Below are 22,516 nucleotides of genomic sequence, written 5' to 3' on the forward strand. Positions count from 1 at the left end.
AGCCTGATTTATACCTTAAATACACCTTCGGGATTGACTGACATGAGCGGACGGCGAGCACTGCCTTCCCTATGTAATACTTCATTGGCGGCGAGTAAGCCACTGCTGACGGCTCGTTCCATTAAACCGCAGGGAAATGGCATTTTAACCCAGTCGCCAGCAAACAGGAGGTTGGGAACAGCCGTGGCACTGCTGGGACGGTTGGGATAGCTGCCCGGTGGGAACCCGGCAAAGTTCTTTTGGTTGACCAGCTCCTGGTGCAAAATGTTGGCTCCTTCTAAGTCTGGAACAATCTCCCAAAGTTCTCTCTTAAAGGTGTCTAATAAAGCTTGCTGTGTGGGAAACTCTTTCTCTTTGTAGCAATAGGCATGCAGTTCTACAACGCTGCCGCCGGTCTCTGCCGCCCATTGGGTGTAGTCTCCTTGTACCTTATGGTAAAGGGTGATGCTATCGGTCAGATCATAGCCAGAAAGAGAGGTAAACCAGCTGTGCTCCCATTCAAAGTCACGGTCTAGCCAGAAACGCCCCACGGCAAAGGGATCGGCCACCTGTAGCTGACTAATCTGAGCCATCACCGTGGAATTGGGCTCTCCCTGGGAGAGGGCAAAGAGATTTTTGATGCCGGGAATATCGGCGGCAAAAATAAAGTAGTCGGCCTCCAAACTGTCGGCCAGACCCTCCGCATTTTTGACAGGGTTAGCGGCCATCAGTTGAATGCGATTGTTCTCTCGTTTGAGTACCTTAAACTGGGCTAAATTCTCTTGGGCCGGACCGCTCATTACCTGACCGTCACCAGCATAGGTGGCACCGTGGCAGGGACACACAAAGCCATCGCCGTTGTTGGCCGCAACTTCTTTGTGGACACTACAGCCTTGGTGGGTACAGGTGAGCGATATGGCCTGATCGCTGTTGGCATCGACAACAAAGAGTCGGTCGCCTGCGCCAAAATATTCGGTGGTATCGGTGCTGAGGAGAGGGTTGCGATCGCACCAAAAGGGTACCGGATTCACCGCGATGTTTCCTTTTTGGTAATCGACGCTAGCGATTTTGCCATCGGCCCAATTAATCTGGCTAACCGTTACCCCGGTGAGGATTTGACCGCCATTGGTTTCAATGGCATGACTCAATGGATCCACCAGGCAACGACCCATGTCCTCACAGGTGCCATTAAAGGCCAAACCCTCGGGGTTGCCAAAAAAGTAGAAGTGGAAAAACTGCATCAGCTCCCCGGCGCTGAGCACATCCGGTGAATTCAGGCTAGACTTAGCAAACGGTAGGAAATAGAGGTCGTATAAACCTTTAGGAAACTGTCCCTGGCCCCACTCCTCCACCGACAGATGGTCCAGGCGCTCATAGGTTTGGGGCATCCGAAAGCTAGTAATCTCCCGAAAGACTTCCAAATGTTTGAGCTTGGTGAGGTTGATACCCCATTTCAGCCGGTTTTCTGAGGAAACCGCCAGGTCCACAATGTTCCAGGGAAAAGCGGCATTACTGGGGTAAAACGCCTCAGGCTTGTAGCCATTTTTATAGAGGACGGCGTAAAAATTGAGCGACTGAAAGTTGTCCTGAGCCTTGAGCTCATCCACCAGGCTAAACAGATTGTAATACTGGGGAAAGAAGCCATGAAACCCGTGTTCCATACGGAGTTCATGATCGCCAACTTGGATCGGCCAGCTGGCAATTTTACCCCCGAGTTGGGGAGAACGCTCTAGCAGGGTGACGGCCATGCCGCGCTTACTCAGCTCATAGGCAGTGGCTAAACCCGCTAAGCCGCCACCGACAATAATAGCTTTTGTGGCGCGCCCCACCGTTTGAGGTAAATCGAGGCGGTCAACTTGATGTAGCGTCGGTTGAGGTTTGGCAAAACGGGTGTAGCCTAGGGTGCCGCCAACGGCTCCAACGCCTAATAATTTAAGTGCACTCCGTCGTGAAATATCAGGGGTTTGCCAGGTCTCAGGGAATGGATTCATTAAAAAGGGAAATACTCGGTAATTGGTTATGGAAGACTAGTATTAGAGGGAAAATTTGTTAAAAGAGCTGAATCACAAACTGGATTAGCCGATTTTTGGTGATAGAGTCCCTAAAAAGCTACGGATACATCAGCTCCTATGGATTGCCGATGAGTGCATTTAGTCTGATGAGTGCATTTAGTCTGATGAGTGCATTTAGTCTATTGACAGGTGAGCATGGTAATCAGCCTTTAAATAAATACCTATAAAACTACTGTTGGCATTGCTGCGTTTCGGAATATCAACTACAGACTGTTGGCTAAGCTTACAGATCTAGCGAAACCCTACCCAAACCTGATATAAATCATTTTCGGTACAAATCTTAAACCATAAAGCACTACAGCGGTGAACCATTTATGGCCTATCTGATGGCTCAAATTACCCGATATTGGCAGGAAATTCTGGCGGTCGCGCAGCGAATTTTGTTAGAGCTGGTGCGACGGCGACGCAGCCTGATTTTCTGGGCTATTTTCCCCACATTGTTGTTATTGCTAAATGGGGTCATTACGACAGAACGGGCTCAGTTAGATTTGGCTGATGCGTTGGAGGTCGTTGCTCCACCTACCCTAGTGGGGGCTGCTCTGTTTTTTAGTTGCCTGGGGGGAAGTGTTGCGACCGTTGTTGCTGAGCGCGAGCAAAATACCCTCAAACGGCTGTTTTTATCGCCATTGCGGGGAGTGTCTTATTTCTTGGGAATTGTTTTGGCCCACAGTGCCATTGGTGTAGGCCAGGCGTTGTTGGTGTTTGCGATCGCACTTACCCTGGGGGCCACCTTTCCCGGTTCCTGGCCCCTGGCGATGCTGATTATCCTGCTGAGCATTCTGGCCTATGTGGGGGTGGGCTTTATCCTTGGCACCCAGTTTGCTCGCCGCACTGAAGATGTCAACGCCCTAGTGGCTGCATTTGGTGTACCGTTACTGATTATGGGTGGAGCCTTTATGCCCACCTCGATTTTTCCCGACTCCCTTTTACAGCTAGCACGGTTTAATCCAATTTTTCACATGACGGAAGCCCTCACGCTGGTCATGGCTGCAGAACCGGCAAACGAACACATTGCCTTCCTTAGCATTTTTGCCCTGGCGATGGTGGTGGCTGGCTGGCTGGCCTATCGGCGGATGTTAAACCTTGAGCGTCAGCTATAAGCACTGGTGCCAGTTTTGAGTTTTGAATGATGGCAGTCTTTGGTATCAAAGCATGTGACGCCGGGAGTCCATGGCTGAATTTGCGGGAATTGTTATTAGACAGGTCTTTATGTACCACTGACACCTAGGCTGGATCAATGGCTAGGGGTTTTGCAGTTCTAAACGCCTGATACAGGCTGCCTACAAATACGGTGCATGCGGTCAGTTTACAAAATTCTTCAAGGACCCCAAGCGCAGTTTGCATAATCAGGCCCATATCCATACCCAGTAGGAAAGCTAGAATATCGGGTCGATTGGTTAACAGATCTAAAAAGACCATCGCGAAAAGAAAGGCAAAACCAGTCAGCAACAGCGGCAGCACATTTCTGTAGCGTTTCATCTCAGCACGATAGCGATAGACTAAGCCAGCGGCAGCCATACCGTATAGACCGACAATGACATCATCAATGCGGTCGGTAATCGCATTTTCCTCGATACCTAAAATACCGTGGAGCCAGATATCGAACCGTTCGTGAATCTCCATATGCTCATCGGCGGCCAAAAAGACAAACCCCATAGCGATGATCAACCACACGAAGGCAGGGGAACGCCAACTCCAATTTTTTCTAGAGCGTCTGATATACACCCCCATGGATAGGAGGGCAATGGCTATCAGATACGCGGTTGATAGGGAGGTAATAAAACTCTCCTCATTAAAATAAGCGCGTACATTGCCTTTATTGATACCGGTCCATACCGCCAGCACGACCACCAGGGTGTTGATTGTTAAGAGAATTTTTAACAGCCACCCAGTATGGGATTTGTCCTTAGACAAGTCGGACGTGATCGAGGATACAGAAAGTTTCACGTTAAGCTTGCGCTCCTACATCTGTCAGCACTGATAAACGGCAGCAAACAGTGAACCAAGATCACATAGCCGCTGCGTTTGTCTGCTTTGGTAAAGATTAGTTTAACGCAAGGTTAACCAGTTTAATGTGAGGTTAACAATCGGTGTGGCTAGATTTAGGCACACACTTATCCAGGATTGCTACAGAGAATCAGCCCTACCAACCCCCAAGTATGGAGGCTATGGAGCGTTAACCCAAGCTGTCGCACACCTGTTCAATACTTTGAACACTGCCTGGATTAATCAAGCCGTGATAATTAAAGGGGTATACCTGATCTGACTGCACCGCTGTTAGCTGACTCCAGAATGGATCGGTTTTCAGCTGGGCAATCTCTTCGTCAAGTCCGCCGCCAGCATCAATAAACAATAGCTGCTGTGGGTTCAGTTCTAAGATTTTCTCGGGGGATAGGGTAATGTACCCCTGAAATTCGCTTTGACCGGGCAAGTCAGCTGTTAAGTTCTGAATATTAAACTTTTGCAGAAAGTCTCCAGCCCAGCTTTCACTGTTGGGGGATAACAACGGTTCTCGACTGGCGAGCACAATGGCTGTGGGGCCGCTATCATCAGCCTTGGCCAGGCATGCATCGTAGCGTTCAGTCAGGGGTGTGGGATCTGCATTCAGCTGGGTGGCTAAGCTCTGGGTCATTGTTTTAAGGCTATCCCACCCTTTAATGTCGACGGATAACACATTAATTTCTAGATCTGTTAGTCGCTCCAGGGTTTTGTCATGGAATCCGGCAGCACCAATCACCAGGTTGGGTTTTAGCGCCACAATTTTTTCTAAATCGGGCTCGGTGCGACCGCTGCTCACGGTGGTTAATCCTGCAAAACGGGGATCGTTAGCAAGCAACGGACTGCCGGGAATGCCCACCAGGCTATCGGCGGCTAAGCTATGGACAATGTCGGCACTGATGGAGGTGAGGGCAACAATTGTTGGGATTGTTGGGGCGGTGGTTTCAGGAGAGGCGGTGGTCTCGGGGGCTGGGGTGTTGGATGGGGGGGAAGCGCTGGGGCCGCAGGAGGCAAGACCCATGGGGATGGGGGCGATCGCAAACATCCCCCATCGTCTCCACCGCTGTCCCATAGGTTTTTCGTTCATGTCTCTTCTCCTAATACACAATTACACAATTGATTGTTGCCTCAGGCAGCACGCCCAGGTGCTTGATATATGGCGACCCTGGCTCAAAACTGCCAGGTCACACCAGCCTGAAGGTTTAACCCTGGCTGCTCAAAACGAGCCCGCCGTAAATTAAATAAACTGTCGTTGCTATCTAAAAAGCGCACGTCAGAATAGCGCTCGTAATCCGTGTCAAACAAATTGAACAATCCTAAATTAAAGGTCAAATTAGGATTGATTTGATAATAGCCAATCAGATCAAACACTGAGTAACCATCGGGTACAAAGGGATCCTGATCGGCTTCGGGTTCAAAGCCTTCACCCCTGGCTTCACCCACTAAAGTACTCACGAACTCAGCTCCCCAGCGCTGATTGGGCGAGCTATAGCGCAATCCTAAGACGGCCTCAATCGGGTCTACGGTAGATAGCGGTTCATCAGAGGTAAGATTGTTGCCCTCAGTCCAGGATAGGGCTCCGAGTAAACTAAATCCTCCCTGACCTGGGGTAAATTGATACTCTGCTTTTGCTTCTACACCATAGGTCTCTACATCATCAATGTTGACGTTTTGAAAGACCAAGAGGGGGCGACCGCCGCTAAATTCGGTATCCACCAACTGGTTGTCAATAAAATCGTTGTACCGATTATAGAAACCGGCCAAGCTAACGTTAAATTTCGAAAAATTTCCCCGCATGCCCACTTCAAAACTGTTGCTGGTCTCTGCCTCCAGGTCAGGGTTGGGCTCCGTACGGTAGCCGAAGATTTGATTGGTAAAACCGCTGTTGATCTCGTCATACTGCGGTGCTCGAAAACCGCGAGCATAGCGACCGTAAAAGCTGAGGGTATCCGTTGGCTGATAGACCAGGGCCAGGGTGGGAGAGAATGAACTATCGCTAAAGTCCGTTGCCGTTGCCCCATTACGCTCAAAGTCTTCGTCAATGGAAATGTTCAGGTCGTAATAGTCATAACGTAGGCCGGGAATAACGCTAAAGGTGCCATCGCCAAACTCAATTTCATCCTGGAGATAAACTCCCACCCTGAAGGTATCTGAGTTGGGATAGTCCCGAGTGGGAAAATCGTCAGGAATAGCATTTTGGGTGGTATCCCCCGTAATCAGGTTGGTTTGTTCTCGCTCACGGGGACGGGCATTAAAGGTGTTAGAAATATCCACACCGTAGGTCAGACGATGGTCGGTCTTTCCCCAGTCAAAGTCACTGCGCAGTTGCACATCACCGCCAAAAACCTGATCCACAAAGCGGTTTTCACTCACGCGCAATGTTGGAAATCGCTGAAATGTTCTAAAGTCAAAGCCCAACAGCTCCCGCTCGTTCTCTTCTTGGGTGCGAGAATCTTGAAAGTAAAGGCGCGCCCGCGCAAAATCTAAGAACGCATCACTTTCGGCATTGTCATAGTTATAGGCCAAACTTAACCGGGTGCGATTCGTATCGACCTCTTCCCCAAATCGTGTGGTTGTACCTGTAATCAAAGGCAAATTTTCATCCGATGTGGTGGTGTCGACGTCGTTATCAAACACCTCCACCGTAAAGTCGACGGCACTACGTTCATCCAGGTTATAAACCAATTTGCCCAATAGGCTGTTGCGTTGGCTATCTTGGTCATCACCCAGGTTTTCAGCTTCAGAACCATCACGGCGAGAATAGGCTAACAGCGTGTCAATATTGTCAAAGCGATTGATCTGCACAAACGTGCTGGTAAACCCGGTGTTGCGGCTATCAAAATTGGTTGAAGCTGTGGCAGCTGAGTCACGACCGACGGCTTCAATCAGCTCGGTGGGATCCAGGGTAAAATAGCTGACTGTTCCACCTAACGCATCACTGCCATACAGGGTGGAGGCTGGCCCCCGCAGAATTTCAGCTGTACGAAGAATTTCTGTATCAAAATAATCTCGGCCTAAATTAAATCCCTGGCCAACGGTGACGGCATCCCCAAATTGGAAGGCCGAGGGCAGTCGAATATCATCCACCTGAATGAGAATGCGATTGCCATCGATACCGCGAATATTAAAGTCCTGGAGGCCAAACTGGAGATTGTTGCCAACTGATACCCCAGGCTCATAACGAATCAGGTCAGAAATATCGCGAATCAGGCGACGATTGACATCATCGGCGTCAATCACTGTGACCGTGGCAGGCGCTGTCTGAATCGTGCGGGGGGTACGGGTGCCTGTGACGGTGATGCGCAGCAGACCATCATCATCGTTATCGATAAGTTCTTCCGACTCTTCTGATTCCTCAGACGATTCTCCCTGAGCCATAAATGTCGCCTCTGATGTGATTGCAAATGAGGACCTAACTGCCCGTCTACAAAAAGATTCGGCGTTTTCTGAGGTGGCTAAATAGTCACATCTATTACTAGCTTGAGCAGTGCTATTGAGAGCTATTAGGATGACAAAAAAAGGGATATTAAAAAGAAAAAATCTCAATAAGCGCATAGGGTTCATTTCAGAAGAAAGAATTGATTGAAAAGCTAAGCAATAAACCGAGAAGCACAGACCGTGAGCCTGGTTGACCTTAATTAATGGCGTTTGAGGCTAATTCGGTGGTTTTGCTGGGTGGGGTGTGAGAGGTTGCTGCCAGGGGGCAAATCTGCGGACCGACGGGGGTGTCCAAAATGGCCACATCCACATCAAATGCCTGGGTCACAATGTCGGGGGTGAGGGTGTCATGGACTGAGCCAATGGCCCATAGCTTGCCCTGGCGCATAAAGGCCAGCCGATCGCTGTAGCGAGCCGCCAGATTAATGTCGTGTAATACGGTGATGATGGCTAGCTGTTCTTGTTGATTGAGCTGCTTGAGTAACTCTAAAAGCTGTAGCTGATAGTGGATATCTAAATAGGTGGTGGGTTCATCCAGCAGCAATACCCTGGGTTGCTGGGCCAGGGCCAGGGCTAAAAAGGCTCGCTGTCGCTGACCGCCAGACAAATTGGCAACGGGTTCGTGGCGATACTGGTCCATGTCAGTCCAGATCAGGGCCTGGTCGATGTGTTTATGGTCACGGCTGGTGAGATCCCACTGCCACCAGGGCTGGTGGGGCGAGCGGCCCAGGCTAACCAGCTGATAGACGCTGAGACCCGCTGGCAAAATCTGCTGTTGGGGCAATAAGGCCAGTTTACGAGCCACTGATGTGGGCGACAGATTTTGAATATCGTGACCGCTGAGCAAAATAGAGCCCTGTTGAGGAGAGAGAATACGACCAAACAATCGCAGCAGGGTGGATTTACCAGAGCCGTTAGCCCCCAGAATGCTGAGCCATTCGCCTTGATGCAGGGTTAAATTTACCTGTTCAATAATCGCTTTGTTGCCATAGCCGCCCTGTAGACCCTGTGCCTCTAAAACCATGGCTAACCCCTTGTAATAGCTCCACTACGACGATACAGCAGCCACATAAATACAGGGGCTCCCATCATGGAGGTGACAATGCCCACCGGCAGTTCTATCGGGCCGAGGCGGGCTAGCAAATCGGCACTGCAAAGCACCAGGGCACCCCCAATGGCAGAGAAGGGAAGCACTAATCGGTAATCGTTGCCCACCAATAGTCGAACACCATGGGGCACGAGCAAACCAACAAAGCCCACTAACCCGGCAATGCTGACGGCTCCTGCGGTGAGTAGGGTGGCAACTGCGCCAATGAGCAGTCGCGATCGCATCAATGACGACCCCAGTCCAACAGCTAAATCATCCCCCAGGCTTAACAGGTTCACCTGGCGTGCCAATAGGCACCCCGCCAGCAAACCCATCACTAAACTAGGGCTGACAATGATTAATTCTTGCCAGCCACGGCCATTGAGGCTGCCGGTCAACCAGGTCAGTGCCGCCTGCACCCGACCGTCCGCAGATAGCAATAGCAGCATGGTTTGTAACGCGGCAAATAATGTACTGGCGGCAACCCCCCCCAGAATCAGCCGCTCCACTGAGATTTCCCCCTTGGTTCTAGCCAGGCCAAACACAATGGCCATGGCGATCACCGATCCCAGCCAGGCCCCCAACGGCAACCAAATATCCCAGACATTAAGGCCCACGATCAGCACAGCGGCTAACCCAGCACCAGAGGAGATCCCCAGCAAAAAGGGGCTAGCCAGTCCATTGCGCAACATGCCCTGGAGTAATGCGCCAGCCATGCCCAGGGCTGAACCGACCACAATGGCCATCAGCACCCTGGGCAGTCGCAGGTCCCAGACGATGGTTTGGTTAATGCTGCTACCTTCCCTGTTGAGGGCGGCCCACACCTCTGGCTGCGTCAGAGCAACCGAGCCGAAGGATAGGGATATTGCGATCGCTAACAACAGCCCTAAGACCAGCATTAAACTCACCAGCACTACCTTGTAGCGTCGCCGATGAGGCACTGGCCATGCCTTGGTTAGATGTGCTTTCGAACGAACTGAACCCATATCCGCCATACTACTTGCAATTAAGCCCATTAAAAATGAGCAATAAATACGGGTAATTACTTAGAAGAATCATTCTATTAATGACAATAGATGTCAAGTATATTTAATTACATAAAGAAAATATCCATTCAGAGCCCATGCTAGTAAAGCTTTATCATATAGATGCTTACTACCTTCTTTAAATTAAAAAGAATCTTTCTCAATAACTTGATTTTGATATATACTCGATAAAACAGGAGCTTAATTGCAAATGAAAGTCAATTAAGTAGGGATTCGTCCGGGAGACTACATCTGCGTCATCTTGTGGTCTCCACTTTTTTTAGATGCGAACGTCTCAGGGGGAATGTCAAGTCTGCTCAACGTAAGCCAGAAATAATGCCTTTAAGCTGTCTTTGTTCTCCTCTCACTAGACAGCTTTTTCTTGTCAACCCTGGCCAGGGCTGCCCAACTCTCCATGGGCTACAGGTTGTTCCCTCTAAATACAGTGCGGAAACAGAATGCGGAGACAGGCTATATGTAAAGAAGTGCAAAAAGTTATCAGTTACTAGTTGCAAGAACGTTGAACCCTATTGGTTTTCTTTGTTGCCTAAATTTAGAACAACAAGAGCAGACTACGCAGTGGGACATCTCAGGTGTTTAGGCTAGTTGCCATTAATTACTAGCTATTGTTTAACGGTGCCTGCTGCGCCATGGTGCAGCAGGCGCTACTGTGTAGGAGATAGCTCAAACGCAACAAAACAGCTATCTAACGTTAGCTTCGCTAAGGAGATTGAATAATGGCTCATGCAACTGTTAAGAGAGTTTCACCCACACAAACTGCACCCCGGCAAGCCAACTGCACTGCCTGTTTAAGTCGAAATTGTCCTATGGCTGGTGCTGCAGAGTATCCAGTACAGTTTTGCAATAGCTATCGGCAGGCCAACTGTTATTTCTGTGACAAGTCGGATTGTGCCCTAAATGGATCGCTAGATTCTCCTGTCATGGCGTGTGATCAGTTTGTGCCCATCGCTATTTAAGCTGTTGACAAGCTCTTGATTAAGCTCAGTCACTAAAGATATTGATTGCTTTAGTTAACCATTAGCCCGCACTATGCGGGCTTTTCTTGTTTGAAGGATTACCTTCAGGACTATTCTGATGGCCAATATGACAGTGCTTAACTGGCATTATTTGGGGTACGGAATAGGGCTTTGATATCTGATCGCTAATTGGGGGGCCTGCTTATCTTATTGTTGACCGAGGATGGTTGTTCAAGCGACAAAATTGGCTACTCTACCTGTCCAACTCTGTTATGGGCTACAGGCTGTTCCCTATAGATGTCATGCGGAGACAAACTATGCGTAAACAATTGTAACAAGTTATCAGATGCTAGTTGCAAGAACGTTGAACAAGATATTTTTTACTTTTTTTCCTAAAGTAAGAACGAAAAGAGGTTGACCAGTGTTTTGTCGCCTTTTAATGGGTTAGAGATGAATTCTAGTTGCCATTAACTACTAGCTATTGTTTAATGGCGTCTGCTGCGCCATGGTGCAGCTGGCGCTACTGTATAGGAGATAGCTCAAACGCAACAAAACAGCTATCTAACGTTAGCTTCGCTAAGGAGATTGAATAATGGCCCATGCAACTGTTGAGAGAGTTTCCCCCACACAAACTGCACCCCGGCAAGCCAACTGCACTGCCTGTTTAAGTCGCAATTGTCCTATGGCTGGTGCTGCAGAGTATCCAGTACAGTTTTGCAATAGCTATCGGCAGGCCAACTGTTATTTCTGTGACAAGTCAGATTGTGCCCTAAATGGTTCGCTAGATTCTCCTGTCATGGCGTGTGATCAGTTTGTGCCCATCGCTATTTAAGCTGTTGACAAGCTCTTGATTAAGCTCAGTCACTAAAGACATTTATTGCTTTAGCTAACCATTGCCCGCATCATGCGGGCTTTTTTTTGTAAAACCCCTGACCAAAAACGACCCGTTAATTTTAGATACTATTCCAAATTTGCTGACATTAATTCACATTTACAAAAGAGATGACTGGCCGTCAGATCACCTGAGAAGTATTGAGGATACACCACAAGGGCACATGTCAATGCTCCCTATAAAACACTTGTATCTTAAGGAAAACAACATCCTGAGTAACATCTAGTCACATAAGTATAGTGTTTTGCAAGGGTTTGTTAAAGTATGCCATAGTAGTAAAAGTACCTAGGAAATCTCTGCTACTTATTAAGAATGCTTCTCGTTTTTGTTCGCTGCACCTGCCTGTTAACGCTAATGATCATCCCCAAAACAAGGTGGTCATTACTAGATTTCAAGGGCACGGACCTTTAGGACCTAATAAGACAATCTCGTGTTAGTTAAAACAGTTTAATTGTTACCCTCAGCCAGCAGAGTGATGTCTGACAGTATCCATAACACTAATAACGGCTGGAATGTTACCTATATCGGTGGCACAGCTGATTTGCAAGAGCCTCCTTCAGACACCGAGATGTCTGAGCCTGGTCATGGCTCCCGTTTGCCACTTGCCATGGCTACGGTGGGGGATCGGGTGTGGATTGCCCAACTTAACGGAGGGCAATCGATGGTTCGTCGCCTAACAGAGGTGGGGATTGTGCCAGGAAAGGAAATTACCGTCGCAAGTCGAACAGGCAGTGGATCAGTAGTTGTTGCCCTGCAAGGATGTCGGATTGGGTTGGGGGCTGGTATGGCCCACCGGGTCATGGTGACAACGGCCAACACAACTAACGGGGCTGTATCTCGGCAGCCCACACAGTCAATTAATGGAGAGAATGACATGACGTCAGAGATCGCTAGTTTAACGTTAAGTGATTTAAAGGTGGGGCAGTCAGGGCGTGTTCTAGGCTATCAGCCTGGCAGCCAAACCTATCGCGGCAAGCTCCTGTCTATGGGATTAACACCGGGTGCCCAGTTTGTGGTTGTTCGCCAGGCTCCGATGGGAGACCCCATGGAAATTAATGTGCGAGGGATGCATCTGAGCCTGCGTAAAGGAGAAGCAGCTGTTCTACAAGTCGAAGTCATTGAGGTGGAGGAGGAACGCCATGGATAACTTGACCATTGCCCTATTGGGAAACCCAAACTGTGGCAAAACAACTTTGTTTAACGCCCTAACTGGAGCCAACCAGCATGTGGGTAATTGGCCAGGGGTGACTGTAGATCGCAAAGAAGGGTGCTATCAATATGGTGGGAAGACCATCAATGTGGTTGACCTGCCAGGTATTTACGCCATCGACATCAGTGATAATGGTAACTCTATCGATGAAACAATTGCCTGTAACTATTTGCTCTCGGAGCAAGCCCAGGTTGTCGTCAATATTTTAGATAGCTCAAACCTGGAGCGTAACCTTTATCTGACAACACAAATTTTGGAAATGGGGCTACCGTTGATAGTCGCATTAAATATGACGGATGTGGCGTCAGACCAGGGTGCCCAGGTAAATGCTACCCTGCTGTCACAGCGGTTGGGCTGTCCAGTAATCCCCATGGTGGCCTCTAAAGAACAGGGCATAGATGACCTGCGCCGTTGTTTAGATACCTTTCTCACCTCCCCATACTTGCCTGAGTCCCAGGTGGTTTACCCGTCCTTGATCGAATCGGCGGTGACGGACCTGCTGCCAATGGTAGAGTCCCATGGGCGTTGGTCGGTCCTAAAACTTTTGGAATATGATGACGCGGCTGTGCCGAATATCTCTTCAGCTGTTCTACAGCGGGTGTCAGAGCATCGTCACCGTATCCATCAGGTGTTAGGCGAAGATATTGATATTGTGGTGGCCGATGGGCGCTATAGCTATGTCCATCGGTTAGTGGGTGATGTGGTTAGCCAGCCGCAAAATCTTGGTGTTACCACATCCGATAAGATTGACCAAGTGGTGTTAAACCGCTGGCTAGGCATCCCTATTTTCCTGGGGGTGATGTATCTGTTGTTTATGGTGGCTATCAATGTTGGTAGCGCCTTTATCGACTTTTTTGACATTCTCTTTGGCACCGTGTTTGTTGACGGGCTGGGCCATTTATTAGCCGCTATTGGTATGCCGGAAGTGGTCCAGGTTGTATTGGCAGACGGCATGGGAGGGGGCATTCAAACGGTGGCCACCTTTATCCCAGTGATTGGCTGTTTGTTTTTATGCTTAGCATTTCTAGAAGACAGCGGCTACATGGCGCGGGCTGCATTTGTGATGGATCGCTTTATGCGATTTGTTGGGCTACCGGGTAAATCGTTTGTGCCCATGTTAGTGGGGTTTGGCTGTAATGTGCCTGCGATTATGGCCACGCGCACCTTGGAGAGTCGCCGCGATCGCATCCTCACTATTTTAATGAATCCGTTTATGTCCTGCGGTGCACGACTGCCGGTGTATGCCCTATTTGCCGCTGCCTTTTTCCCCAGGGCTGGGCAGAATATTGTGTTTTTGCTGTACCTGGTGGGGATGGCCATGGCTATCATCACTGGGCTGATCATGAAATACACCCTGCTGAAGGGAGAGGCCAATCCATTTGTGATGGAGCTGCCCACCTATCATGTGCCCACATTCAAAGGGGTGTTACTGCGAGCCTGGGAACGACTCAAAAGCTTTATCCTGCGGGCAGGAAAAGTCATCGTGATTATGGTGATGGTGCTGAGTCTGTTAAACACCGTTGGTGTTGATGGTTCCTTTGGCAATGAAGACAGCGAAAACTCGGTGCTCAGTTCCCTGAGTCAGGGCATCACGCCAGTCTTTGCCCCCATGGGCATTAGCCAAGATAACTGGCCTGCCACCGTTGGTATTTTTACCGGGGTGTTTGCCAAAGAGGCGGTTGTTGGCACCCTGGATTCTCTCTATGGCCAGCTAGGCAATGATGCGGCCATGGCCTCTGGGATAGAGGTTGAAACTGAATCGTTTGATTTCTGGGGGAATATCGGAGAGGCTTTTGCCACTATTCCCGCCAATCTGGCTGATCTTTCCGGTACCTTTTTAGACCCTCTAGGTCTGGCGGTCGGTGATGTTAGTAGCCTTGAGGTAGCAGCCGACGAACAAGAGGTGGCCTACACCACCTTTGGTCAAATGGTGCTGCGGTTTGACGGTCGGGTGGCCGCCTTTGCCTATCTATTATTTGTGTTGATGTACTTCCCCTGTGTTGCAGCCATGGGAGCTGTATATCGGGAAACCAATGCTGGATGGACCGCGTTTGTGGGTCTCTGGACCACGGGGTTAGCCTATTGGACCGCCGTAGCCTATTACCAGGTCATGACCTTTAGCCAACATCCCCGTAGTGCGTTGGCCTGGATTGTGGGATTGGGAGTTGTTGCGATCTCAACCATAGTGATCATGAGACTCTCTTCACGAACCAAACGGCGACGACGACTTACCCTTGAGGGTCAGTAAACGACAGAGGGAGCGATGGAGTCATCTATCGCTCCCTCTAGTGGTCTTAAACAAGCTACGTCTCATATGAATCGAACCTCACAATGCTCAAGGATATCCAGACTTACATTGCTCAAAAACACACAGTCTCCATGGCGGATCTAGCGCTGCACTTTCATACGGATAGTTATGCGCTCCAGCCAATGCTCCAAAAACTGAGACGCAAGGGACGTATTCAAGAACTGCCGATGCCGATAAAATGTTGTGGTTGCACAGCCTGTTCCCAAGATAGCCTCAAGCTTTATGAATGGATAGGCAATACCGACAGACCTCAGTGCAAAGCCGATTCTGTTGCTTTGCACACCTGTACTAAGACATGACAATTGTCATTTATCCCCATGACCTGACGCCATAGTCGTGACATTAAACCCTGGATACGCTTGAACCATAGGAAGCTCCAGAGGAATTTATCAGTTATGCAAAAACGTTGGCTTGGTGCAGGTTTAATGGTGATATCCGTTGGTTTTATGGGGGGGGCTAGCCTACAGTTGTCAGCCACTGCCCAACCAGCCACTGAAGCTCAAGCTGGTTTACCTCCGTTAGTTCAGCGAGAGTTATTCTTTGCTAATCCAGAGATTACAGGGGCACAGCTATCTCCTGATGGTCAGTTTCTGGCATTTCAAAAGCCCTTAAACGGGGTGATCAATGTTTGGGTAAAGGGCATCGATGAGCCGATGGAGGCCGCTCGCCCGGTGACAGCCGATACGGATAGCCCAATCATTGTTTACTTTTGGAGTGCCGATGGCCGCTACATTCTCTATGGTCAAGATAAAGAGGGCAATGAGAATTTCCACATTTACGCGGTTGAACCCGGCTCGTTGCATGAGACTGTTCCGACAGCCCGTAATTTGACCCCCATTGAGGGTATTGCGGCTCAAATTTATGCGGTTCCTAGGCAAACGCCTAATCAAATTATTGTGGGTCTTAACGATCGCAATCCGCAGTTCCATGATATCTATCGCTTGGATTTAACCACAGGCGAACGCACGTTACTGCTCCAGAATGATGACAACATTGGCTCTTGGACAACGGATTTAGCCGGTAATGTGCGTTTGGGGTATCGTCAGACCCTGGAGCGAGGAACTGAGATTTTAGCGGTGGACGACAATGGATTAACCCCTGTCTATACCTGTCGTATTGAAGAAACCTGTATTCCGTTGCGATTTCACCCAGATGGACAACAGGTGTATCTGATGAGCAACCGCGATCAAAACTTGATCCAGTTGGAACTGCTGAATCTTGAAAACCAACAAACCCAAGTTATAGAAATCGATCCTGAAAACCAGGTAGACCTGGGGGGGGCCCTGTTTTCAGAGGCCACGGACGAGCTGATCGCCACTTACTACATTGGCGATCGCACCCGTCTCTACCCGCAAACCGATCAGGTGGCCACTGATTTGGCATTTCTGCAGCAACAGCTGCCCGATGTGGATGTTTCGTTGCAGTCTGCGACTGAGGATGATCGGTTGGTTCTGATCACAGCCCACAGCGATGTCAATCCAGGGTCAACCTACCTGTTTGATCGCAATGCTCAATCATTGGAAAAACTATACGATGTTCGGCCAGAGCTACCAAGGGAGCACATGGCCACCATGCAGCCGATCCGCTACACCGCCCGCGATGGCCTGGAGATTCCCGCCTATCTAACCCTGCCCCAGGGGGTAGAACCTGTAAACTTGCCGGTGGTGGTGCTGCCCCACGGAGGGCCTTGGGATAGGGACACATGGGGATATAACACCTTTGTTCAGTTTCTGGCTAATCGTGGCTATGGGGTGCTACAGCCTAATTTTCGTGGTTCCACGGGGTATGGCAAAGAGTTTCTCAATGCGGGGAATAACGAGTGGGGAACAGGGGCGATGCAGCACGATATCACCGATGGTGTGCAGTACCTGATTGAGGCCGGGATTGCCGATCCAGAACGGGTGGGGATTGTGGGGGGCTCCTACGGTGGGTATGCCACCCTGGCTGGATTAGCCTTTACCCCTGATATTTATGCCGCCGGTGCATCTATTGTGGGGCCGTCTAACCTGATCACCCTGTTAAACTCAATTCCCCCCTATTGGGCGTCCCTAAAAGCTACCTTTGCGTTGCGTTTGGGTGACCCCAATAACCCAAGCGATCGCAACCGGCTAGAAGCACAGTCACCCTTATTTTCCGCTGATCAGATCCAGTCACCGCTGATGGTGATTCAAGGCGCGAACGATCCCCGCGTTAAACAGGCTGAGTCCGATCAAATTGTGGTAGCCCTGCGAGATCTAGACCGACCTGTCGAATACCTGGTAGCTCCCGATGAAGGCCATGGTTTTCGGAAAGAGATTAACAATCTAGCCATGACGGCAGCCCTAGAACGATTTTTCGCCGAGCACCTGAGTGGGCGCTATCAGCCGGAGATGTCTACAGAAGTAGAGGCTCAGCTGACAGCTTTAACCGTTGATGTGGCCACTGTTACGGCAGATGCTTCCACAGAGCCTGAGGAGGTTGCCGTTGATCCCGCTGTGTATGAGCGCTATGTCGGTACCTACCAACTGTTACCCAATATGCAGCTCGACATTCGCGTAGAAGAAGAACAGCTGATCGCTCAGGCCACAGGCCAAGAATCTTTTCCCCTTTACCCTGCGTCCGAGACCCAGTTCTTTGCCCGCATCGCCGATATTTTTATTCAGTTCGATGTGTCAACAGCAGAAACCGTTAGCGGTCTGACGCTTTATCAATCAGGGCAAGAACTCGTTGCCCCCAAGGTTGAAGAGTAAACGTCATTAAAAGTGAACAATCCTGTAGGGGCACTCCCTTGTGGATGCCCTTTGACACCATAATCTGATTAATCATTAAGATATGCTTACATGAATTTTGGACTGATCAATCAATTTGTGTTGTTTAGGGCATACTCCATCTAGGGCATACTCCTTTTACTGAAAGAACTATTGCCAAGATGATTAATCATAAACATGAATGCAAGTTTCTTTCGGCAGAAACTTGCATTAGTTATGAGGAATTAAAAAAACATTCCACTTATTCAGATGCGTGGATTGCCATTAATGGGCTTGTTTACGACATTACGGATTTCATCCCCAAACACCCTTTTGGTGACACCTTTAGAGGGAATTTAGGGACAGATTGTAGCGGTTTTTTTTCGTCTGCACATGTTCGCACGAATGTAGAAAGCCTCATGGAGAATGAGCATTTTTTACAGAAAAATGACATAAAACTAGTAGGCAAACTTGACGTCACCCAAGATTACTTATACAAAGATAATGACAACAAATATTTAGATAGAATCGTTTATCAGAAACTATGCAATGATGAATTTTGGTTGGAGCTAAAAGCCAAGGTCCATGAATACTTGATAGAGAATGATGAATCGACTCATTACTCTGCACATGAGGGAATTTTCTATCTTCTATACTATTCCAGTATATTTGTACTTTTATCATATTTCACCTGGATAAATTCCTCAATCTTGTCAGCGACATTACTGGGATTCCATATGGTTTGTGTGTCAGCTGGTATGTCCCATATGGTTGCGCATTTTGGCTTCACGAGAAATAAGTTACTAAATTTCGTCGCTTTGTATCTGATGGATTTGGGCGGATACTCATGTTTAGAATGGCAAATTTCTCATCAAACCCACCATAATCAACCCCATTCATCCATAGATTATCAAACTAATCAATACGCCCCCATACGTATTCATAAGTATGTAAAGCATGGTAAGTACCACAAATATCAATATATTTATTTTTGGATAGGGATTTTATTTTATCATTTTCGTGTTTTTCCCATGGGCACTATTTGGCTCATTAAAAATAGAGAGTTTGTGCGTTATAAATATGAGGTGATCGCCCATATTTTTGCCAAATTAGTCTTTCTTTCACTTATTGCTTATTGTGGATACATCAGTAGTATTTGGAATGCGCTGATTCTATTAACCATATATTCGATATCTTACTCATTTTTTGCTTTTATCTTGCTCTACAATGATCACGAAGAAACCCATAATGTTTTAGCAGTAAATGAAAATATAAATCTTTATCATAAGAAGTTTTCATGGGCTGAAACTCAAGTCAGAACATCTGGTAATTGGCATCCAACTAACTGGATACTATCCTTTATCGAATTTCATTATGGCTACTTTAATTACCACATAGAACATCATTTATTTCCGAGTTTTAAGCCAAGCTTACTGAAAAAGATAAGCCCAATCGTTAAAGGTGTATGCGACAAATATGATATTCCATACATTTCAACAACATTTTTTGAGGTTCATCGCTCATTTCAAAGGCATATCACAAAAATGGGGCTTCCCTAAAAGAGTAAAATGTGGAGCTGCTCCAGCTTAGGGGACCATCACAACTCACGCACCTCAGCACAGGATAAAAATATCGAGCACGATAGAGTTTGCCTGATGGTAAGAATATTTTTTCCCTTTAGTCCCACCTCTGCGTGAAATAATATTTTTTCCCTCGTTTCATCTGGATGTATGGTTAGATGAAGTCATTGAATGATACATTTTTTGAGTATATAAAATACTAGATTTCACCGTAAACCCGAGGGACTGAGTTAACTCAAAGAAATGCTCTTCATCGTTATGATCAAACGATGAATCGCCTATCTTATTTAAGGCTTGAACTACTGCAAAAACCTCATTTTTGTCATTTACTATAGGTAAACAGAGGATATTCCGGGTGAGACAACCCGTATCACGATCAACTTGAGGATTAAATCTTGCATCATTGTAGGGATCCTCAATATTCAAAATTTCCCCCGTTGTGGCCACATATCCTGCAATGCCAGAATCTATAGGGATTTCAATACTGATTAACTGATCATCTTTGCCGCGCGCATTTTTTGACCACAAAATTTTGCGACTATGATCAACTACAAAAAAGGTGACTTGTTCAGCTTGAAGCAATTGAGCAATTTTTAATGAAATCGCCTGAAAAGTAATTTGAAGCTTAGAGTTAAAGGATTGATCTCTAAGCAGATTCATTGAACTCACGACTTGTTCTAATTCGTGATTAAGTTTATTTAGAAAATCAGAGAATTGAGATGCAGATAGAGGAGAGATTAGGTTATTAATCGCATTAATATCTGTTTCTAAAATAAATGAAGTCAGGTTACTTAAACCAAGCAAAAACTCACCTTTAGAAATAGACAAACGTCCATCTTCCAAACTAATAATACGATCAGCAATATCTAAAATACGGTTATCATGCGTCACTAAAATAATTGTGCAACCTTGCTGCTTTGCCAATTGTTGCATCAGTTCTACAACTTCACGCCCTGTGTGTCCATCGAGAGAGGCTGTGGGTTCATCGGCTAAAATGACTTGAGGTTTATTAACCAATGCACGAGCAATGGCAACCCGTTGCTTTTGTCCTCCTGATAGTTGCTCGGGGCGTGAGTATAGGTGTTTTCCTAAACCCACTGCCTCTAGCGCAGCTTTTGCTTGGGCTTTGGATCTCTTGGCTGAAATTGGATATAGTGCTGCCGCCATTTCGACATTTTTGATGGCGTTTAGAGAGCTTAATAGATTATGGTCCTGAAAAATGAAGCCAATTTGGCGACGAATTTTCTCTAAACGACCATGACTGACCCCTCTCATTTCCTGCCCTAAGACTTGCAAACTGCCTTCCTGAACAGTTCGTAATCCGCCCATTAAGGTGAGTAATGTCGTTTTACCAGACCCAGAAGGTCCTGTCATAATGACAATCTCCCCCGCTTGAATCTCAAGGTATATATCAAATAATATTTGTCGGCGGAGACGTCCTGCACCGTAATAATGGCTTAGCTGATTGGCGACAATGGTGGATTCTAATGCCATTGCTTTTAGTACTTCAGAATTGTGGTAAATGCCTACGCAAAATTAAATCTACTCATACAACTTGCCGAAGGTAGTGGAGATTACTGAAAGAGTCAATGGGGCGCTTTTATTTTGGGCTCTAATGGTTTACCTGCCAGCCTTAGGGAACTCTATTAAGGCTGACAAAATAACTCATTCTCAAGCCAATGGACATGACAACTCGCCCCATAAGTGCGTGATCAGCAGCGTTCGGACCTCGGCTTCAACGTGTAAGCAACTTTAGTTGCATCAATCTGCTCAAGCGGAGTTTTCACTATGCGAACTTTCATCGAACATATTTTCAACAATAATTTTACAAAACCTTACCGAAAGCAACTCACTCAACACCCTAAGCTTTGGATGATTGCGTTGTTAAGTATGACGATGGCATCGGCCCTTGGTGCTTTTTTGATTAGTGGCATTGGCCGGGAGGACAATGTGGCTAGTCAGATTGCCTTGGGGGCTTTAAATGACTATGCTGAACCAGCGTCAGTCTCTGCCTTAGGTTTTTTGAAACCTGAAGATGAGGTGACCAATATATCAGGAGCTGTTTCACCTCAGGGAGCGCGGATTGATCAGTTACTAGTGTCTCAAGGAGAACACGTTAAAGCGGGTCAAATAGTTGCAGTTCTTGATAATGAACCTCGCTTGAAAGCCGCTTTGAAGAAGGCTAAAGCCCAAGTCAACATAGCCCGCTCCAGGCTTTTGCAAGTGGAAGCAGGAGCCAAAGAAGGAGAGATTAATGCATTGGCAGCTAAACTGGAAAATTTAGACGCTGAACTGCAAGGTCAAATTATTGTCCAACAAGCGACCATTAAACGATTAGAGGCAGACTTAGCCGGAAAAATGGCAGCTCAAAAAGCAGTTAACGATCGGATTTCAGCAGAGTTTATAAATGCTGAAGCCGAATGTACGCGGTTTGAGCATTTACATGCTCAAGGAGCAATTTCAGAGTCTGAGCATGCCTTGAAGTGTTTAGAAAAAGAGATTGCTTACAAGCAAGAAGTTGAGTCTGAAGCTACACTAACCCGCATTATCAATAGTGGTCAAGAACAAATAGTAGAGGCAGAAGCACAACTTGAGAGAACAATTAACACCATGCGATACCAGAAAGCGGAAACTCAAGCTACCCTCGACCAGAGTTCTGAAGTTCGTGACGTGGATATTGCCCTTGCCCAGGCTGAATTAGCAGATGCAATGGTTGGTGTTGAGCAAGCTCAGGCAGAGCTTGAGCTTGCCTATGTCAGGGCACCCAGAGCAGGTCAGGTCTTGAAAATTAGCACCCGGCCAGGTGAAATTATTTCCAATCAAGGCATTTTAGAGCTAGGTCAAACTCAGCAAATGTATGCGATCGCTGAGGTCTATGAAACAGATATTAGTCGAGTCCATATAGGACAGAAAGCAGCTATTACGAGCGATGCTATCCCCTACACATTGCAGGGGACTGTCGATGAAATTGGCTTACAAATTGGTAAGCAAGAAGTATTTAGTACTAACCCCGCTTTTGATGTAGATGCTAGGGTGGTAGAAGTCAAAATCCGTCTTAATCCAGAAGATAGTCAAAAAGTTTCAGGTATGACCAATTTGAGAGTTGAAACGGTAATTAAAACCCCTGGATAAGACAATTCTTTCCTAATATATTGGGGCAGGAGTAAGTAGAGGCTACTGTTGGATGAGGGCATACTGTGCAGGTTAGATTTTCATTCTGTCCC

The 22,516-nt window shown here is 47.5% G+C and carries 16 protein-coding genes; 9 read left to right on the forward strand and 7 right to left on the reverse strand.

The genetic code is table 11. The features are described 5' to 3' along the window. Positions 1-8: 8 nt before the first annotated feature. Positions 9-1,970, reverse strand: a complete 1,962-nt coding sequence (locus tag U2F10_RS11390) for an FAD-dependent oxidoreductase (RefSeq protein WP_499872105.1) — start codon at positions 1,968-1,970, stop codon at positions 9-11. Positions 1,971-2,365: 395 nt separating this feature from the next. On the opposite strand from U2F10_RS11390, the gene U2F10_RS11395 reads away from it, so the two are divergent. Next, the gene (locus U2F10_RS11395; RefSeq protein WP_163666224.1) at positions 2,366-3,151 is read left to right on the forward strand and encodes an ABC transporter permease; all 786 of its coding nucleotides are present in this window, start codon (positions 2,366-2,368) and stop codon (positions 3,149-3,151) included. A 124-nt stretch (positions 3,152-3,275) separates the two neighbouring features. On the opposite strand, the gene U2F10_RS11400 is transcribed toward U2F10_RS11395, so the two are convergent. The 5 genes from U2F10_RS11400 to U2F10_RS11420 form a co-directional block, all read right to left on the reverse strand. Continuing rightward, positions 3,276-3,998 (reverse strand): DUF8692 domain-containing protein, encoded by a 723-nt coding sequence (locus tag U2F10_RS11400; RefSeq protein ID WP_499872107.1) that lies wholly within the window; start codon positions 3,996-3,998, stop codon positions 3,276-3,278. 229 nt (positions 3,999-4,227) lie between these two features. Next, complete coding sequence (locus U2F10_RS11405) at positions 4,228-5,136, reverse strand: ABC transporter substrate-binding protein (RefSeq protein ID WP_499872108.1); 909 nt, start codon at positions 5,134-5,136, stop codon at positions 4,228-4,230. 83 nt (positions 5,137-5,219) lie between these two features. Beyond that, positions 5,220-7,427: a TonB-dependent hemoglobin/transferrin/lactoferrin family receptor gene (locus U2F10_RS11410; RefSeq protein ID WP_499872110.1), complete on the reverse strand. Its 2,208-nt coding sequence runs from the start codon at positions 7,425-7,427 to the stop codon at positions 5,220-5,222. 256 nt (positions 7,428-7,683) lie between these two features. Further along, a complete protein-coding gene (locus U2F10_RS11415) occupies positions 7,684-8,511 on the reverse strand; it encodes an ABC transporter ATP-binding protein (RefSeq protein ID WP_499872111.1) in 828 nt (275 codons plus the stop codon). 2 nt (positions 8,512-8,513) lie between these two features. Further along, a complete protein-coding gene (locus U2F10_RS11420; protein ID WP_499872354.1) occupies positions 8,514-9,473 on the reverse strand; it encodes a FecCD family ABC transporter permease in 960 nt (319 codons plus the stop codon). A gap of 863 nt (positions 9,474-10,336) precedes the next feature. On the opposite strand from U2F10_RS11420, the gene U2F10_RS11425 reads away from it, so the two are divergent. The 7 genes from U2F10_RS11425 to U2F10_RS11455 all read left to right on the forward strand — a co-directional run bounded on the left by U2F10_RS11425 (position 10,337) and on the right by U2F10_RS11455 (position 19,271). Further along, the gene (locus tag U2F10_RS11425) at positions 10,337-10,576 is read left to right on the forward strand and encodes a hypothetical protein (protein WP_006514548.1); all 240 of its coding nucleotides are present in this window, start codon (positions 10,337-10,339) and stop codon (positions 10,574-10,576) included. Positions 10,577-11,168: 592 nt separating this feature from the next. Further along, positions 11,169-11,408 (forward strand): hypothetical protein, encoded by a 240-nt coding sequence (locus tag U2F10_RS11430; RefSeq protein WP_499866661.1) that lies wholly within the window; start codon positions 11,169-11,171, stop codon positions 11,406-11,408. Positions 11,409-11,943: 535 nt separating this feature from the next. Continuing rightward, positions 11,944-12,615 (forward strand): FeoA family protein, encoded by a 672-nt coding sequence (locus U2F10_RS11435; RefSeq protein WP_163667113.1) that lies wholly within the window; start codon positions 11,944-11,946, stop codon positions 12,613-12,615. Then, positions 12,608-14,926 (forward strand): Fe(2+) transporter permease subunit FeoB, encoded by a 2,319-nt coding sequence (gene feoB, locus U2F10_RS11440; RefSeq protein WP_499872112.1) that lies wholly within the window; start codon positions 12,608-12,610, stop codon positions 14,924-14,926. The genes U2F10_RS11435 and feoB overlap by 8 nt, the downstream gene beginning before the upstream one ends. 83 nt (positions 14,927-15,009) lie before the next feature. After that, positions 15,010-15,285 (forward strand): FeoC-like transcriptional regulator, encoded by a 276-nt coding sequence (locus tag U2F10_RS11445; protein ID WP_163667118.1) that lies wholly within the window; start codon positions 15,010-15,012, stop codon positions 15,283-15,285. A gap of 96 nt (positions 15,286-15,381) precedes the next feature. Beyond that, the gene (locus U2F10_RS11450) at positions 15,382-17,715 is read left to right on the forward strand and encodes an alpha/beta fold hydrolase (protein ID WP_499872114.1); all 2,334 of its coding nucleotides are present in this window, start codon (positions 15,382-15,384) and stop codon (positions 17,713-17,715) included. Between the two features lie 179 nt (positions 17,716-17,894). Further along, positions 17,895-19,271, forward strand: coding sequence for a fatty acid desaturase (locus U2F10_RS11455; protein WP_499872116.1), 1,377 nt, complete (start codon positions 17,895-17,897; stop codon positions 19,269-19,271). 159 nt (positions 19,272-19,430) lie between these two features. Here the strand turns inward: U2F10_RS11455 and U2F10_RS11460 are convergent, their stop codons facing one another. Next, positions 19,431-20,786: an ATP-binding cassette domain-containing protein gene (locus U2F10_RS11460; RefSeq protein WP_163667127.1), complete on the reverse strand. Its 1,356-nt coding sequence runs from the start codon at positions 20,784-20,786 to the stop codon at positions 19,431-19,433. A 294-nt stretch (positions 20,787-21,080) separates the two neighbouring features. On the opposite strand from U2F10_RS11460, the gene U2F10_RS11465 reads away from it, so the two are divergent. Continuing rightward, positions 21,081-22,424 carry an HlyD family efflux transporter periplasmic adaptor subunit gene (locus U2F10_RS11465; protein ID WP_163696505.1) on the forward strand — a complete coding sequence of 448 codons (1,344 nt, stop codon included), beginning with the start codon at positions 21,081-21,083 and terminating at the stop codon, positions 22,422-22,424. Positions 22,425-22,516 lie beyond the last annotated feature (92 nt).

Origin of the sequence: Leptothoe sp. EHU-05/26/07-4, from assembly GCF_043421015.1 — a bacterium.
GTDB lineage: Bacteria > Cyanobacteriota > Cyanobacteriia > Phormidesmidales > Phormidesmidaceae > Leptothoe > Leptothoe turfae.